Source organism: Klenkia brasiliensis (genome assembly GCF_900100695.1).
GTDB classification, from domain to species: Bacteria; Actinomycetota; Actinomycetes; order Mycobacteriales; family Geodermatophilaceae; genus Klenkia; species Klenkia brasiliensis.
Genome location: NZ_FNCF01000002.1, coordinates 335,487 through 350,663 on the forward strand (window position 1 = coordinate 335,487; position 15,177 = coordinate 350,663).

General features: G+C 76.4%; 14 protein-coding genes. 9 read left to right on the forward strand and 5 right to left on the reverse strand.

What is annotated here, in order from left to right; all coding sequences use genetic code 11:
• Positions 1 to 51: 51 nt before the first annotated feature.
• Together BLT39_RS05975 and BLT39_RS05980 are read right to left on the reverse strand one after the other, a co-directional pair.
• Complete coding sequence (locus BLT39_RS05975; RefSeq protein ID WP_091060429.1) at positions 52 to 1,062, reverse strand: TIGR03617 family F420-dependent LLM class oxidoreductase; 1,011 nt, start codon at positions 1,060 to 1,062, stop codon at positions 52 to 54.
• Positions 1,062 to 2,591 carry an acyl-CoA synthetase gene (locus BLT39_RS05980; protein WP_091060433.1) on the reverse strand — a complete coding sequence of 510 codons (1,530 nt, stop codon included), beginning with the start codon at positions 2,589 to 2,591 and terminating at the stop codon, positions 1,062 to 1,064. Before BLT39_RS05980 ends, BLT39_RS05975 begins: the two co-directional genes overlap by 1 nt.
• A 168-nt stretch (positions 2,592 to 2,759) precedes the next feature.
• Here BLT39_RS05980 and BLT39_RS05985 point away from each other — a divergent pair, with 168 nt between their 5' ends.
• The 5 genes from BLT39_RS05985 (at position 2,760) to BLT39_RS06005 (ending at position 10,054) form a co-directional block, all read left to right on the forward strand.
• On the forward strand, positions 2,760 to 3,512 hold the full coding sequence (locus BLT39_RS05985; protein WP_242658193.1) for a TIGR03084 family metal-binding protein: 753 nt from the start codon (positions 2,760 to 2,762) through the stop codon (positions 3,510 to 3,512).
• On the forward strand, positions 3,509 to 5,245 hold the full coding sequence (locus tag BLT39_RS05990; RefSeq protein WP_091060436.1) for an acyclic terpene utilization AtuA family protein: 1,737 nt from the start codon (positions 3,509 to 3,511) through the stop codon (positions 5,243 to 5,245). Before BLT39_RS05985 ends, BLT39_RS05990 begins: the two co-directional genes overlap by 4 nt.
• Entirely contained in the window at positions 5,242 to 6,837 is a 1,596-nt protein-coding gene (locus tag BLT39_RS05995) for an acyl-CoA carboxylase subunit beta (RefSeq protein WP_091060441.1), read from the forward strand. Before BLT39_RS05990 ends, BLT39_RS05995 begins: the two co-directional genes overlap by 4 nt.
• 98 nt (positions 6,838 to 6,935) lie before the next feature.
• Positions 6,936 to 8,900 (forward strand): ATP-binding protein, encoded by a 1,965-nt coding sequence (locus tag BLT39_RS06000; RefSeq protein WP_278246945.1) that lies wholly within the window; start codon positions 6,936 to 6,938, stop codon positions 8,898 to 8,900.
• The gene (locus tag BLT39_RS06005) at positions 8,897 to 10,054 is read left to right on the forward strand and encodes an acyl-CoA dehydrogenase family protein (protein ID WP_207507659.1); all 1,158 of its coding nucleotides are present in this window, start codon (positions 8,897 to 8,899) and stop codon (positions 10,052 to 10,054) included. The genes BLT39_RS06000 and BLT39_RS06005 overlap by 4 nt, the downstream gene beginning before the upstream one ends.
• Here the strand turns inward: BLT39_RS06005 and BLT39_RS22285 are convergent.
• Positions 10,051 to 10,218 (reverse strand): hypothetical protein, encoded by a 168-nt coding sequence (locus BLT39_RS22285; protein ID WP_165640167.1) that lies wholly within the window; start codon positions 10,216 to 10,218, stop codon positions 10,051 to 10,053. The two genes, BLT39_RS06005 and BLT39_RS22285, sit on opposite strands and share 4 nt — an antisense overlap.
• Positions 10,219 to 10,392: 174 nt before the next feature.
• Here BLT39_RS22285 and BLT39_RS06010 point away from each other — a divergent pair, with 174 nt between their 5' ends.
• Entirely contained in the window at positions 10,393 to 11,340 is a 948-nt protein-coding gene (locus BLT39_RS06010) for a DUF2332 domain-containing protein (RefSeq protein ID WP_091060443.1), read from the forward strand.
• A 65-nt stretch (positions 11,341 to 11,405) separates the two neighbouring features.
• Here the strand turns inward: BLT39_RS06010 and BLT39_RS06015 are convergent, their stop codons facing one another.
• Both BLT39_RS06015 and BLT39_RS06020 read right to left on the reverse strand, forming a co-directional pair.
• Positions 11,406 to 12,332, reverse strand: coding sequence for a ribokinase (locus BLT39_RS06015; RefSeq protein ID WP_091060446.1), 927 nt, complete (start codon positions 12,330 to 12,332; stop codon positions 11,406 to 11,408).
• On the reverse strand, positions 12,329 to 12,847 hold the full coding sequence (locus tag BLT39_RS06020) for a DUF6328 family protein (RefSeq protein WP_341349859.1): 519 nt from the start codon (positions 12,845 to 12,847) through the stop codon (positions 12,329 to 12,331). Before BLT39_RS06020 ends, BLT39_RS06015 begins: the two co-directional genes overlap by 4 nt.
• Before the next feature lie 22 nt (positions 12,848 to 12,869).
• Here BLT39_RS06020 and BLT39_RS06025 point away from each other — a divergent pair, with 22 nt between their 5' ends.
• The 3 genes from BLT39_RS06025 to BLT39_RS06035 are packed head-to-tail and all read left to right on the forward strand — an operon-like array spanning position 12,870 to position 15,001.
• Complete coding sequence (locus tag BLT39_RS06025) at positions 12,870 to 13,211, forward strand: DUF3140 domain-containing protein (protein WP_242658196.1); 342 nt, start codon at positions 12,870 to 12,872, stop codon at positions 13,209 to 13,211.
• A gap of 9 nt (positions 13,212 to 13,220) precedes the next feature.
• Complete coding sequence (locus BLT39_RS06030) at positions 13,221 to 13,976, forward strand: methyltransferase domain-containing protein (RefSeq protein WP_242658197.1); 756 nt, start codon at positions 13,221 to 13,223, stop codon at positions 13,974 to 13,976.
• Complete coding sequence (locus BLT39_RS06035; protein WP_091060459.1) at positions 13,973 to 15,001, forward strand: type III polyketide synthase; 1,029 nt, start codon at positions 13,973 to 13,975, stop codon at positions 14,999 to 15,001. Before BLT39_RS06030 ends, BLT39_RS06035 begins: the two co-directional genes overlap by 4 nt.
• The last annotated feature ends 176 nt before the right edge of the window (positions 15,002 to 15,177 follow it).

The window sequence follows — 15,177 nt, forward strand, 5'->3', positions numbered from 1 at the left end:
ATTCCCGGAACCAATGTCACCACACCGCGGTGGCCGCCGTCCACCCGGGGGTCAGGCCAGGGCGCGCACCACGGGGTCCAGCACGTCCAGCGGCACCCCGGTGCCGGGGTAGACGCTGAAGCGGTCGACCAGCCCGTCGTAGCGCTCGAGCAGCGCCGGGCCCACCGCGTCTGGCTCGGCGACGACGGCGAACGTGCCCAGCACCTCGTCGTCCACCAGTCGCGCCATGGCCCGCCAGCGGCCCTCGTCCCGGGTGGTCGACAGCGCGTGCAGCTCGTCCCCGAGCGAGCCCCAGCCGTGCAGCTCCAGCACGGGCCGGTAGGCCGGGGTCGACCCGTAGAAGGCGATCTGCGCCCGGACGGCGTCCGCGGCCCGGGCCCGCTCGGCGTCGTCCCGTCCGGTGACCACGAACCCCGGCAGGCTGACCTGGACGGCTGACCGGTCGCGGCCGGTGGCGTCCAGGCCCTCCTGCAGCGCGGGGAGCGTGCGCTCGCGCAGGTAGCGGGCGGTGGTGAAGGAGTGCGCGAGCAGGCCGTCGGCCGCCTCCCCGGCCAGCCTGGTCATCAGCGGGCCGACCGCGGCCAGGTGCACCGGCGGCGGGCCCCACTCGTGCACCGCGGGGGTGAACATCGGCGTCATCAGGGTGTGCCGGTAGTGCTCGCCGCGGAAGCGCAGCGGGGCGTCGTCGGTCCAGCTCGCCCAGATGGCGCGCAGGGCGCCCAGGTACTCGCGCATCCGCGCGGCCGGGGCGGACCACGGCATGGAGAACCGGCGCTCGACGTGCGCCTTGATCTGGGTGCCCAGGCCGAGGACGAACCGGCCCCGGCTGTAGCGCTGCAGGTCGTAGGCGGTGTAGGCCAGCGTCATCGGGGACCGGGCGAAGGCGACGGCGATGGCCGACCCGACCGACACCGCCGCGGTGCCCAGCGCCGCGGCGTGCAGCACCAGGAAGGGGTCCTGGGCGACCTCGGAGGCCCAGACGCCGGCGTAGCCGCGGTCCTCCAGCTCGCGCGCGGTCGCCGCCGGGTCGTCGGCGCTGGTCAGCGAGGCGTCGAGCAGCATCAGCGGTACATCTCGGTGAGCCGCCGCTTGACCAGCTTCCCGGCGGCGCTGCGCGGGAGCTCGGCCTGGAACTCGATCCGCCGGGGCACCTTGTAGCCGGCCAGCCGCTCGCGGGCGAACCCGATGAGGTCGGCGGCGAGGTCGGCGGAGGGCTCGACGCCCTCGACCGGCTGCACCACGCCGAGCACCGCCTCGCCGAGGTCCTCGTCGGGCACCCCGATGACGGCGACGTCGGCGACGGCCGGGTGCATGACCAGCACGTCCTCGGCCTCCTGCGGGTAGACGTTCACACCACCGGAGATGATCATGAACGCCTTGCGGTCGGTGAGGTAGAGGTAGCCCTCGTCGTCGACCCGGCCCACGTCGCCGATCGCCGACCAGGTCGGGTGGTCGGGGTGCTGCGCGGCCGCGGTCTTCTCCGGGTCGCCGTGGTAGCTGAAGGGCATCGCGTCGCGCTCGACGTACACCGTGCCCACCTCGCCGGCCGGCAGCTCGCGGCCCTCCTCGTCGCAGATGTGCAGCACGCCGAGCGCGGCCCGCCCGACGCTGCCGGGGTGGGCCAGCCAGTCCTGCGGGCCGATGATCGTGACGCCGTTGCCCTCGGTGGAGGAGTAGTACTCGTGCAGGACCGGCCCCCACCACTCCATCATCTGCTGCTTGACCTCGACCGGGCAGGGCGCGGCGGCGTGGATGACCACCCGCTGGCTCGAGACGTCGTAGCGCTCGCGGACCTCGGCCGGCAGCTTGAGCATCCGCACGAACATCGTCGGCACCCACTGGCTGTGCGTGATGCCGTACCGCTCGATGTGCGCCAGGGCGGTCTCGGCGTCGAACCGAGCGGCCATGACGACGGTGCCGCCGGAGCGGTGCTGCATGCCGCCGAAGCGCAGGGGTGCGGCGTGGTAGAGCGGGGCGGCGGAGTAGTAGACGGTCTCGGTGTCGAAGCCGTACAGCGGGCCGAAGACGGCGGTGAACACGTCCCCGGGCTGGTCGATCAGGTGCGTCGGGAGCTTGGGCAGCACGCCCTTGGGCCGGCCGGTGGTGCCCGAGCTGTAGAGCATGTCGGTGCCGGCCGGCTGCACGTCCGGGCGGAGCGGGCTGGCGGCGGCCAGTGCGGCCTCGTAGTCCGCGTACCCCTCCACCGGGCCGCCCCAGGCCAGCCGCAGCGCGAGGTCCGGGCAGCGCTGCGCGGTCTCCCGGGCCAGCGCCGCCGCGCCCGCGGAGGCCACCAGCACCCGGGCGCCGCAGTCCCGGACGATGTAGGCGGCCTCGTCGGCGGTGAGGTGGTTGTTCACGCCGGTGACGTAGAGCCCCGACCGCAGCGCGGCCCAGTAGACCTCGAAGACCTCCGGGGTGTTGTCCGCGACGAACGCGACGTGGTCGCCGGGGCCCAGGCCCTGCTGCCGGAACACATCGGCCAGCCGGGTCGAGCGCTCGTCCAGCTGGGCGTAGGTGAGCACGCGGCCGGTCTCGGCGACGACGACGGCCGGCTTGTCGGGGGTGCGGTCGGCGAACGTGCCTGGGTACATGCTGGCTCCGTCGGTGCTCGGCGGCGGCTGTCGCCGGGATCCTGCGGTGTGACCGGGGGCACGGTCAACCCTGACTGCCGCGCCGCGGACCCTTGACGCCGGGACCCCCGCCCCGCAGGCTGGGCCCGGTAGCGGTCAGGGCTGACTGCTTGCCGACGAGGAGGTCGCGTGGCACTGCTGGACGGCCTGCTGGCCGACCTGGCGGCCGAGGGCGAGGCCCTGGACGCCGTGGTCGCCGGCCTCGACGACGCCGGCTGGGCCACCCCGACGCCGGCGGCCGGGTGGACGGTCGCGCACCAGGTGGCGCACCTGGCCTGGACCGACGAGGCCTCCCTGGTCGCCGCCACCGACCCCGACCCGGTGCTGCCCGACCTGTCCGTCGACGCCGCCGCGGCCGACGGGGCCGCGGTGTCACCGGCCGAGCTGCTCGCCCGCTGGCGGACGTCCCGCACCGCGCTCGCGCAGGCGCTGGCCGCCGTCCCGGCCGGGGCGAAGCTGCCCTGGTACGGCCCGCCCATGGGCGCGGCGTCGATGGCCACCGCGCGGCTGATGGAGACCTGGGCGCACGGCGTCGACGTCCGCGACGCGCTCGACCTGCCCGTGCCGGCGACCGACCGGCTGCGGCCGGTCGCCCACCTCGGCGTCGTCACCCGGGGGTTCGCCTTCGGCCAGCACGGCCTGCCCGCCCCCGCCGAGGACGTGCGGGTGGAGCTGACCGCGCCGTCGGGCGAGGTGTGGGCCTGGGGCGACCCCGCCGCGGCCGACCGGGTGACCGGCCCGGCGCTGGACTTCTGCCTGCGGGTCACCCAGCGCCGGCCCCGGTCCGCGCTCGCGCTCACCGCCACCGGCCCGGTCGCCGACCGCTGGCTGGACGTCGCGCAGGCCTTCGCCGGCCGCCCGGGCGCCGGGAGCCACGGGTGAGCGACCCGCTGCGCATCGGCAACGCGTCGGGCTTCTACGGCGACCGGCGGGCCGCCGTCCGGGAGATGCTCGAGGGCGGGCCGCTGGACGTGCTGACCGGGGACTACCTGGCGGAGCTGACCATGCTCATCCTGGGCCGGGACCGGGCCGCGGACCCCACCCGCGGGTACGCGCGGACGTTCCTGGCCCAGCTCGAGGAGTGCCTGGGCCTGGCCCGCGACCGCGGCGTGCGGCTGGTGGTCAACGCCGGCGGCACCAACCCGGCGGGCCTCGCGGACGCGGTGCGGGCGCTGGCCGACCGGCTCGGCGTGCCCACCGCGGTCGCGCACGTCGAGGGCGACGACCTGCTGCCCCGCGCCGCCGAGCTCGGCCTCGGCGAGCCGCTGACCGCCAACGCCTACCTGGGTGCCTTCGGCATCGCGGCCTGCCTGGACGCCGGTGCCGACGTCGTGGTCACCGGCCGGGTCACCGACGCCTCGCTGGTGGTCGGTCCGGGCATCAGCGCCTTCGGCTGGGGCCGCGACGACCTGGACGCGCTGGCCGGCGCGATGGTCGCCGGGCACGTGCTGGAGTGCGGCACCCAGGCCACCGGGGGCAACCTGTCCAGCTTCGCCGAGCACCCGGTCGAGCAGCTGCTGCACCCCGGCTTCCCGCTCGCCGAGCTGCACGCCGACGGGTCGGCCGTGGTCACCAAGCACCCGGGCACCGGCGGCGTGGTCGACGTCGACACCGTCACCGCGCAGCTGCTGTACGAGGTCACCGGCGCCCGGTACGCCGGCCCCGACGCCGTCGCCCGCTTCGACACCGTGCAGCTCACCGCCGACGGCCCCGACCGGGTGCGCCTGTCCGGCACCCGCGGCGAACCGCCGCCGCCGGACACCAAGGTCTGCCTGAACGCCCTCGGCGGGCACCGGAACGAGGTCACCTTCGTGCTCACCGGCGAGCGGGTGGCGGCCAAGGCGGCGCTGGTGCGGGCCCAGTTCGAGGCCGCGCTGGCGCCCCGGCCGGCCGAGCTGGTGTGGTCCGCCGTCGGCACCGAGCAGCCGGGCGCGGACACCGAGGCCGGCGCCAGCGTGCTGCTGCGTGCCCAGGCCACCGACCCGCGGGCCGAGGTGGTGGGCCGGGCGTTCTCCGGCGCCGCCGTGGAGCTGGCACTGGCCTCCTACCCGGGCTTCCACCTCACCGCCCCGCCCGGGAACGGCTCGGCCTTCGGCGTCTACACGCCGGCGTTCGTGCCGCAGGCCGTCGTCCCGCACGTCGCGGTGCTGCCCGACGGCAGCCGCGTCGACGTCCCCCCGCCGGCGACCACCGCCCCGCTCGCCCCGGCAGGGGAAGCCCTGCACCCGTCGACGGGGCCCGGTGGTGGGGGTGGGGCTTCCCCTGCCCGGGGTGGGTGGGGGCCGACGCGGCGGGCGCGGCTCGGGAGGGTCGCGCGCGCCCGCAGCGGCGACAAGGGCGGGACGGCGACCATCGGCCTCTGGGCCCGCACCGACACCGCGGCCGCCTGGCTGGCCGCGGCCATCACCCCCGACGTCGTCCGCGAGCTGCTGCCCGAGGCCGCCGACCTGCCGGTGACCGTGCACCCGCTGCCGAACCTGCGCGCCGTCGACGTGGTGGTGGAGGGCCTGCTGGGCCGGGGCGTGGCGGCCAGCACCCGGTTCGACCCGCAGGGCAAGGCCGTGGGCGAGTGGCTGCTCGGCCGCGAGGTCGACGTCCCGGAGGCGCTGCTGTGACCGTCTTCCGCTCCGTCCTGGACACCGCCGCGCCCCAGTTCGCCGTCCACCGCACCGCGGTGCTGGCCGCGCTGGCCCAGGTGGACGCCGACTGCGCCCGGGCGGTCGCCGGCGGCGGGGAGAAGGCGGTCGCCCGGCACCGCGGGCGGGGCAAGCTCACCGCCCGGGAGCGGATCGAGCTGCTCATCGACGCCGACAGCCCCTTCCTGGAGCTCTCGCCGCTGGCCGCCTGGGGCACCGAGTTCGCCGTCGGCGCCAGCGTGGTCACCGGCCTCGGCGTCGTCGAGGACGTCGAGTGCGTGGTCGTCGCGCACGACCCCACCGTCCGCGGCGGCGCCAGCAACCCGTGGACGCTGAGGAAGACGCTGCGCGCGATGCAGATCGCGCGGGAGAACCGGCTCCCGCTGATCAGCCTGGTGGAGAGCGGCGGGGCCGACCTGCCCACGCAGAAGGACATCTTCATCCCCGGTGGGCAGCTGTTCCGCGACCTCACCCGGCTCTCGGCCGCCGGCATCCCCACCGTCGCCCTGGTCTTCGGCAACGCCACCGCCGGCGGGGCCTACGTGCCCGGGATGAGCGACCACGTGGTGATGGTCGACGGCGGCGCGAAGGTCTTCCTGGGCGGGCCGCCGCTGGTGCGGATGGCCACGGGGGAGGTCGCCGACGAGGAGTCCCTGGGCGGGGCGGCGATGCACGGCCGGGTGTCCGGGCTGGCCGACCACGTGGCGGTCGACGAGGTGGACGCTGTGCGGATCGGCCGGCGCATCGTGGCCCGGCTGGGCTGGCGCAAGGCCGGGCCCGCGCCGCAGGCCGCCGTCCCGCCGCGGTACGACGAGGAGGAGCTGCTCGGCGTGGTCGGCACCGACCTGTCGCAGCCCTTCGACCCGCGCGAGGTGCTGGCCCGGGTGGTCGACGACTCCGACCTCGACGAGCACAAGCCCCGCTACGGCCCGTCGCTGGTCACCGCCTGGGCCCGCATCCACGGCCACCGGGTGGGCGTGCTGGCCAACGCGCAGGGCGTGCTGTTCAGCGCCGAGGCGCAGAAGGCCACCCAGTTCATCCAGCTGGCGAACGCGAGCGCGACGCCCCTGGTCTTCCTGCACAACACCACCGGTTACATGGTCGGGGCGGAGTACGAGCAGGGCGGGATCATCAAGCACGGCGCGATGATGATCAACGCGGTCTCCAACAGCCGGGTGCCGCACCTGTCGGTGCTGCTGGGCGCCTCCTACGGCGCCGGCCACTACGGCATGTGCGGCCGCGCCTACGACCCCCGGTTCCTGTTCGCCTGGCCGACGGCGAAGTCCGCGGTGATGGGCCCGGCGCAGCTGGCCGGGGTGCTCTCGATCGTGGCCCGGGCGGCCGCGGAGTCCCGCGGCACCCCGTTCGACGAGGAGGGGGACGCGGCGATGCGGGCGGCCGTGGAGGCCCAGATCGAGGCGGAGTCGGTGCCGCGCTTCCTGTCCGGCCGGGTGTACGACGACGGGATCATCGACCCGCGCGACACCCGCACCGTGCTCGGGATGTGCCTGTCGGCGATCGCGTCCGGCGAGGTCAGCGGGACGCCGGGCTACGGGGTGTTCCGGCCGTGAGCGTCACCCCCGCCCCCGCCCCCAGACCCGCCCCCGCCTCCGCGTCCGCCCCCGGGGTATCGGAAGCTCTACCCGTCGCACCGGGCCCGTCCGGCGGGGTGGAGCTTCCGATACCCACGCGGCCGGTCACCCGCGTGCTGGTGGCCAACCGTGGCGAGATCGCCCGCCGGGTGTTCCGCACCTGCCGCGACCTCGGCATCGGCACGGTGGCCGTCCACAGCGACGCCGACGCCGGCAGCCCCCACCGCGCCGAGGCCGACCGCGCCGTCCGGCTGCCCGGCTCCGCCCCGGCCGACACCTACCTGCGGGCCGACCTGCTGGTCGCGGCCGCGCTGGCCGCCGGCGCCGACGCCGTCCACCCCGGCTACGGCTTCCTGTCCGAGGACGCCGGGTTCGCCCGCGCGGTGCTCGACGCCGGGCTGACCTGGATCGGCCCGCCGCCGGCCGCCATCGCGGCGATGGGCTCCAAGATCGCGGCCAAGGAGCGGATGGCTGCGGCCGGCGTCCCCGTCCTGGAGCTCGCGCAGGTCACCGAGGCCGACCTGCCGGTGCTGGTCAAGGCCTCGGCCGGCGGCGGCGGCCGCGGCATGCGGGTGGTGCGGCGGCTGGCGGACCTGGACGGCGAGCTCGCCGCCGCCCGGGCCGAGGCCGCGTCGGCGTTCGGCGACCCCACCGTCTTCGTCGAGCCCTACGTCGAGGCCGGCCGGCACGTCGAGGTGCAGGTGCTCGCCGACACCCACGGCACGGTCTGGTCGCTGGGGGAGCGGGAGTGCTCCCTGCAGCGCCGGCACCAGAAGGTCGTGGAGGAGACGCCGTCCCCGTTCGTCGATGCCGACCTGCGGGCCGCGCTGTCGGCGGCGGCGGTCACCGCGGCCAGGGCGATCGACTACGTCGGCGCGGGCACCGTGGAGTTCCTCGTGCGCGCCGACGGGGCGTTCTTCTTCCTGGAGACCAACACCCGGCTGCAGGTCGAGCACCCGGTCACCGAGTGCGTCACCGGCCTGGACCTGGTCGCCTGGCAGCTGCGCATCGCCGCCGGCGCCGCGCTGCCGCCGTCCCCGCCGGCGCCGCGCGGGCACGCGATCGAGGTCCGGCTCTACGCCGAGGACCCCGCCGCGGGCTGGCGGCCGGCCAGCGGCACGGTGCACGCCTTCGACGTGCCCGGGACGCCGTTCGCGGTGCCGCCGGGCCCGGGCACCCGGGTGGACGCCGGTGTCGTCGCCGGCAGCGAGGTCGGCACGCACTACGACCCGATGCTGGCCAAGGTGGTGGCCTGGGCGCCCACCCGCGACGAGGCCGCCGCCCGGCTGGCCGGAGCGCTCGCCGGCGCCCGGCTGCACGGGCCGGCCACCAACCGGGACCTGCTCGTGTGCACGCTGCGGCACCCCGCCTTCCTGGCCGGGGAGACCGACACCGCCTTCTTCGACCGGCACGGCCTGGCCGCCCTCGCCGCCCCGCTGGCCGGGCCGGACGACGTCGCGCTCGCCGCGGTCGCCGCCGCGCTGGCCCTGGCCGCGGCCCGGCGGCGGGACGCCACCGTGCTGGGCGGGCTGCCCGGCGGGTGGCGGAACGTCCCGTCCCAGCTGCAGCGCGCCGCCTTCGCGCACGGCGGGGAGACCGTCGAGGTCGGCTACCGGCTCACCCGCGACGGCCTGCTCGGCGTCCCCGGGGTCGAGCTGGTCTCCGCGACGCCCGACGAGGTCGTGCTGGCCGTCGACGGCGTCCAGCGCCGGCTGCGGGTGGCCGCGTACGGCGACGACGTGCGGGTGGACGGCGACGGCTGGGCGGTGGCGCTGCGCGCGCTGCCCCGGTTCCCCGATCCGTCGGCGGCGGTGGCGGCCGGGTCGCTGGTGGCGCCGATGCCCGGGTCGGTGGTCGCCGTGGACGTGGCAGCCGGCGACCGGGTGACCGCCGGCCAGCGGCTGCTGGTGCTCGAGGCGATGAAGATGCAGCACCCGGTGACCGCGCCCGCCGACGGCGCGGTGACCAGCGTGGACGTGTCGGTCGGTGACCAGGTGGGGGCCGGCGCGGTCCTCGCCGTCCTGGAGGGGGACCCCGCATGACCCTGGACTTCGACGAGGGCGACGAGCTGCGCGACCTGCGCGCGGCGGTCGCCGACCTGGCCGGCCGCTACGGCCACCGCTGGTTCCTGGAGCAGGCCCGCACCGGCGGCACGGTGCAGGAGCTGTGGGCCGAGGCCGGCAAGGCCGGGTTCCTGGGCGTGAACCTGCCCGAGGAGCACGGCGGCGGGGGTGGCGGCATGGTCGAGCTCGCGGTGGTGCTCGAGGAGCTGGGCGCGGCCGGCTGCCCGCTGCTGATGATGGTGGTCAGCCCGGCCATCTGCGGCACGGTCATCGCCCGCTACGGCACCCCGGACCAGCGCGACCGGTGGCTCCCCGGCATCGCCGACGGCACGCTGACCATGGCCTTCGCCATCACCGAGCCCGACGCCGGGTCCAACAGCCACGAGATCACCACCACCGCGCGGCGCGAGGGCGACGGGTGGGTGCTGTCGGGCCAGAAGATCTGGATCAGCGGCGTGGACGTCGCCGACGCCGTCCTCGTGGTGGCCAGGCTCGCCGACGCCGGCAAGGGCACGCTGCGGCCGGCGCTGTTCGTCGTCCCCACCGGTGCCCCGGGCCTGTCGCGCACGCAGATCCCGATGGAGCTGGTCAGCCCGGACAACCAGTTCCAGCTGTTCCTCGACGACGTCGTGCTGCCCGCCGACGCCCTGGTCGGCTCCCCCGACGCGGGCATCGCGCAGCTGTTCGCCGGGCTCAACCCCGAGCGGGTCATGGGCGCGGCCTACTCGCTGGGCACCGCCCGGCTGGCGCTGGACCGGGCCGCGGCCTACGCCCGCGACCGCCGGGTGTGGGGCACCCCGATCGGCGCGCACCAGGGCGTCTCCCACCCGTTGGCCGCCGCCCAGGTCGAGGTCGAGCTGGCCCGGCTGATGATGCTCAAGGCGGCCTGGCTCATCGACTCCGGGCAGGACGCCGGCACCGCGGCCAACAGCGCCAAGTACGCGGCCGCCGAGGCCGTCGTGCACGCCGTCGACGCCGCCGTGCAGACCCACGGCGGGTCGGGGTTGTCGCAGGAGAACGGCATCGGGGCGCTGGTGACGGCGTCCCGGTTCTCCCGGATCGCGCCGGTCAGCCGCGAGATGGTGCTGAACTTCGTCGCCCAGCACGACCTGCGGCTGCCGCGCTCGTACTAGGCGCCGGTGACGCGGTTGTCCGGGTCCAGGCCGGTCTGGGCGTCGGCCTCGTCCGCGCCCTCGGCGGGGTCGTCGGGGTGCGGGGTGCGGCCGGCGTCGTCGGTGTCGGTGGTGCCGGGGTCGGCGCCCTCGGCGGGGTCCTCGGGGTGGGTCGGTGCGGTCATGTCCCCGGGCCTGCCCGATCGGTGCGGGCCCCAACCACCCGATGCCGTTCCGCGTCGTCTCCCCGCACGGAACTCCGTCCTCCCGCACCAGATCTGGCGAGAGAGGACGGAGTTGGATCAACCTCCCTGATCAACGCTGCGCGAGGCAGCGTTCCGCGGGGCTAGCGTGCGGGCGTGGACCGGGACGACCTCGCCGCCCGCTACCTGCGGTTCGCCGAGGTGGAGGCCGCGGTCGCCTCGCCGCACTACGCCGCGCTGGCCCGGGCGGTGGCCGCGGACCCGGTGGTGCTGGACCTCCTGCTGGACCTGCCCCGGACCAAGCGGCAGCCCAACCTGCTGTTCGCGGTGCTGCGGCTGCTGGGCGGGGTCCCGGCCGACGGCGCCGAGCTGCACGACCGGGTCGTGGCCGACGAGGAGCGGGTCCGCGCGGAGGTGCTCGCCCGCGCCACCCAGACCAACGAGCCCGCCCGCGCCGCGTCGCTGCTGCCCGCCCTGGCCCGGGTCGAGGGACCGCTGGCCCTGGTCGAGGTCGGCTGCTCGGCCGGCCTGCTGCTGCAGCTCGACCGCTACGGCTACGCCTACCGGACGGCGACCGGCGTCCACCGGGTCCGGCCGGACGCCGGGCTGGTGCTGGAGTGCTCCGTCGACGGCTCGGTGGCCCTGCCCGACGACGTCCCGCAGGTGGTCCACCGGGTGGGGGTCGACCGGAACCCGCTCGACCCCGCCGACCCCGACACCGTCGCCTGGCTGCGCGCGCTGGTCTGGCCCGGCCCGCAGGAGCAGGCGCGGCTGGCCCGGCTGGGTCCCGCGCTGGAGCTGGCGGCGGCGCACCCGCACGAGCGGGTCACCGGCGACCTCGTCGAGCAGCTGCCGGGGGTGCTCGCCGGGCTGCCCGCCGGGGCGACACCGGTGGTGCTGGCGTCGATGACGCTGGTCTATCTGGACGACGACGCCCGCGCCGGGTTCGCCGACGCCACCGCGGGGGTGCGCGTGGTGGCCGCCGAGGCGCCCGGGGTGGTGGTGGACGTCCCGCCGGATCCGCACGGCCGCGTCGTGGTCTCCCTCGACGGCGAGCCGCTGCTGCTGGCCGCACCCCACGGCGGGGCCGTCACCGCCGTCTGAGCGCGTCCCTCTGCGCGGGAGTCCGTCCTCCTGCACCAGACCTCGTCAGGAGGGACGGAGCCCGATCAGCCCCCCTGGTCGACGCTGCGGGCGGCCGGCAGACCGGGCAGGGCGGCGCGGACGGCGGCGTCGTCGGGCAGGCCGCCGCGGGCACCCGGGCCGGTGGTGGACAGCGCCGCGGCCACCGCGGCGTACCGCACCGCGTCGGCCAGCGCCTCGCCCCGGTCCAGGGCGGTGCACAGCGCACCGCAGAAGCAGTCGCCGGCACCGGTGGTGTCCACCGGGGACACCGGCAGCGGCGGCTGGTGCAGCGCCGGCCCGTCGGCGGGCACGACGAGCACGCCGTTGCCGCCCAGCGTGACGACCACCGAGCGGGCGGCCAGACCGCGGGCCAGGTCGGCGAGGCCCGCCAGGTCGTCGGCGCCGGCGCCGGCCAGGTCGGCCAGCTCGTGCTCGTTGGGCACCAGGACGTCGACCTCGGCCAGCAGGTCGGCGGGCAGCGGCTGGGCGGGGGCGGGGTTGAGCACGACGGTGCCGGTGCACGCGCGGGCGGCGGCCACCACGGAGGGCAGCGGGGTCTCCAGCTGCAGCAGCAGGACGCCGGCCCCGCGGACGGCGGGCACCTCGACGTCGGCCGCGGTGACCTCGCCGTTGGCACCGGGCACCACGACGATGAGGTTCTCCCCGCCCTCGGCCTCCACCGGGATGGTGGCGCTGCCGGTGGGCACCCCCGGCGTGGCCTGCACCAGGCCGGTGTCCACCCCGGCGTCGCGAAGCGCGGCCAGCTGGCGGGCACCGGCGTCGTCGTCCCCGACCCGGCCGACCATCGCGACGCCGTCGCCGAGCCGGCCCGCGGCGGCGGCCTGGTTGGCGCCCTTGCCGCCGGGCAGCAGCTCCACCGCCGACCCGATCACCGTCTCGCCGCGGCCGGGCAGCCGCCCGACCGTGACCACGAGGTCCTCGTTGAGGCTGCCGACCACCACCACGCTCACCCGCGGGAGCCTAGGGAACGCAGCGGGAGCAGGTACCAGGTCGTCAGCCCGGCCACCGCGACCACGGCGCCGCCGGCCAGCGCCGGGCCGCGGCCGAGCACGACGTCGAGCACCAGCAGGACGGCGCTGACCAGGGCGAGCAGCAGCAGGGCCAGCCCCGCCACCAGCAGCCGGTTGCCCTGCTCGACCAGGTCGCCGCGCTCCCGGTGCCGGAAGACGATCCGGTGGAAGGACACCGGCGCGATGAGCGACACCGCCGACAGCGTCGCGGCCATCAACGTCACCGTGTACAGCGTCGTCCCGAAGGTCGACAGGTCGCCGAACCGCGAGCTGAAGGGCAGCGTCAGCAGGAACCCGACGAGCACCTGGACGCCGGTGATGGTGACCCGCAGCTCCTGCAGCAGCTCACCGGTGTTGCGGTCGAGCACCTCGTCGGGTGTCTCGTCCCTCGCGCGCGCGGCCCGTTCCGGTCCCGGTTTCCCTCCCACGCCGCGGCGGTACCCCGACCCGGACACCCGACGAACCTGGAGGACCGACGTGGCCGACGACGACAAGCAGATCCGGGACGACTTCCACGAGGCGGTGAACATGACCGCCAAGGAGCTGGAGAAGTTCCTGGAGACCGACGAGTCGAAGGAGGTCGGGCAGAAGTCCGGCGGGTCGGGGGAGTCCACCGGCCACGAGTCCGGCCGCCGGATCGTCGACCTGCTGGGCACCAAGGTCGCCGACCTCACCGACGACGACCACCAGCACATGGAGAAGGTGACCGGCTACGTGAAGCGGCACCTGGCGCAGGGCCCGTCGAAGAACGACGTCGAGGACTCCAAGTGGCGGTACTCCCTGATGAACTGGGGTCACGACCCCCTGAAGGACAAGTAGCGTCGCGGCGTGCCGTTGGCCCGCAACGACCCCGCCCAGTACGACGAGCTCGCCGACCAGTGGTGGCAGCCCGCGGGCGGGTTCGCGATGCTGCACTGGCTGGCGGCCTCCCGCGCCGAGCACATCCCGCCCGCCGCCTCCCCCGACGCCGTCCTGGTCGACCTGGCCTGCGGCGGCGGGCTGATGGCCCCGCACGTGCGGCGGCTGGGCTACCGGCACATCGGTGTCGACCTCGGCGCGTCGGGGCTGGCGCTGGCCCGCGACCACGGGGTCGGCGTGGTCCGCGGGTCGGTGCTCGCCGTCCCGCTGGCCGACGGCTGCGCCGACGTGGTCGTCTGCGGGGAGGTCCTCGAGCACGTCGAGGACGACGTCGCGGTGCTCGCCGAGTGCGCCCGGCTGCTGCGGCCCGGCGGCGCGCTGGTGGTCGACGCGATCGCGGACTCCCGGCTGGCCGGCCCGGTCGCGGTCACCCTGGCCGAGCGGATCCCGGGCGGGCCGCCGCCGGGCATCCACGACCCGGCGCTGTTCGTCGACCGGCGGCGGCTGCTCGCCGCCGCCGACCGGCTCGGCCTGGACCTGCGGCTGGTCGGCCTGCGTCCCTCGGTCCGCGACCTGCTGGCCTGGAAGCGGGGACGGCGGGAGGGCGTCCGCATGCGGCCGATGCGCTGGAGCGGCATCCTGTTCGCCGGCTACGGCCGCAGGCGTCCGGCCCCGGGCGCACGTACCGTCGGCCCGGTGACCCCCACCCAGGACGCGGCCCGGTGACGGCCGCCGTCGTCACCGGCTCCGGCCGGGCCCTGCCGGCGACCTACACGCAGGACGACGTGTGGGAGGGCTTCTTCGCCGAGCACTACGCCGGGCTGCGCTCGGCCCGGCGGGTGTTCTCCGCCTCGGGCGTGACCACCCGGCACGCCGTGGTCAACCCGGTGCACGAGGACATCTCGCAGTGGGGCACCGGTGCCCGGATGGCCCGCTACGTCGACGAGGCCATGCCGCTGGGCAAGCAGGCGGTCGCCGCGGCCCTGGACTCCGCTGGCCTGGCGCCCGGGGACGTCGGGCTGTTCTCCGTCGTCACCTGCACCGGGTACGCGACGCCGGGCCTGGACATCCGGCTGGCCAGCGACCTGGGCATGCCCGCCGGCGTGCAGCGGCTGCTGGTCGGCCACATGGGCTGCTACGCCGCGCTGCCGGGCCTGGGTGCCGTCGGCGACTACGTGGTCGCCCGGTCGCGGCCGGCGGTGATGCTCTGCGTGGAGCTGACCAGCCTGCACGTGCAGCCGGCCCGGCACGACCTGTCGCAGGTGGTCGCGCACGCCCTGTTCAGCGACGCCGCCTCCGCCGTGGTCCTCGAACCCGACGCCCGCCGCGGCCTGCGGGTGGCGGCCACCGTCGCCCGCACCGACTCCTCCACCGCCGACCACATGACCTGGGACGTCACCGACCTGGGCTTCAAGATGGGCCTGTCGCCGCGGGTGCCCGACGTGCTGGCCCGGCACGTCGGCGACGTCGTGCAGGAGCTGCTGGACACCGCCGGCCTGCAGGTCGGGGACGTCGCGGGCTGGGCGGTGCACCCCGGTGGCCCCCGGATCCTGGACGTCGCCCGCGACCAGCTCGGCCTCACCGAGGAGCAGATGGCGCCCTCGCGGCGGGTGCTGGCCCAGCACGGGAACTGCTCGTCGGCGACGGTGCTGCTCGTGCTCGACGAGCTCGGGGACGTCGACGGCCCGGTCGTGGCGATGGCGTTCGGGCCCGGGCTGACGCTCTACGCCACCCTGCTGCTGCCGGCCTGAGCGCCGGGGGACCGGGCGGGGGCAGGGCCCGGTAGCTGTGGACCGGTTGCTCCGGGCAGCTGTCCCGATCCTGGCGGGGCGCCGGGGGCGCGGCCAGCCGCGACCGGCCTGCCGGGAGCCGTGGTGCGGCGGCCGGTCGGGTGCGGCGGCGGGTCGGCACGCTGCGCGACGGCCGG

Excerpts from the sequence above, each read along its gene's own strand:
- BLT39_RS22285 (WP_165640167.1), bottom strand. The coding sequence starts at position 10,218 with ATGACCGCACCGACCCACCCCGAGGACCCCGCCGAGGGCGCCGACCCC.
- BLT39_RS05980 (WP_091060433.1), bottom strand. The coding sequence starts at position 2,591 with ATGTACCCAGGCACGTTCGCCGACCGCACCCCCGACAAGCCGGCCGTC.
- BLT39_RS06005 (WP_207507659.1), top strand. The coding sequence starts at position 8,897 with ATGACCCTGGACTTCGACGAGGGCGACGAGCTGCGCGACCTGCGCGCG.
- BLT39_RS05975 (WP_091060429.1), bottom strand. The coding sequence starts at position 1,062 with ATGCTGCTCGACGCCTCGCTGACCAGCGCCGACGACCCGGCGGCGACC.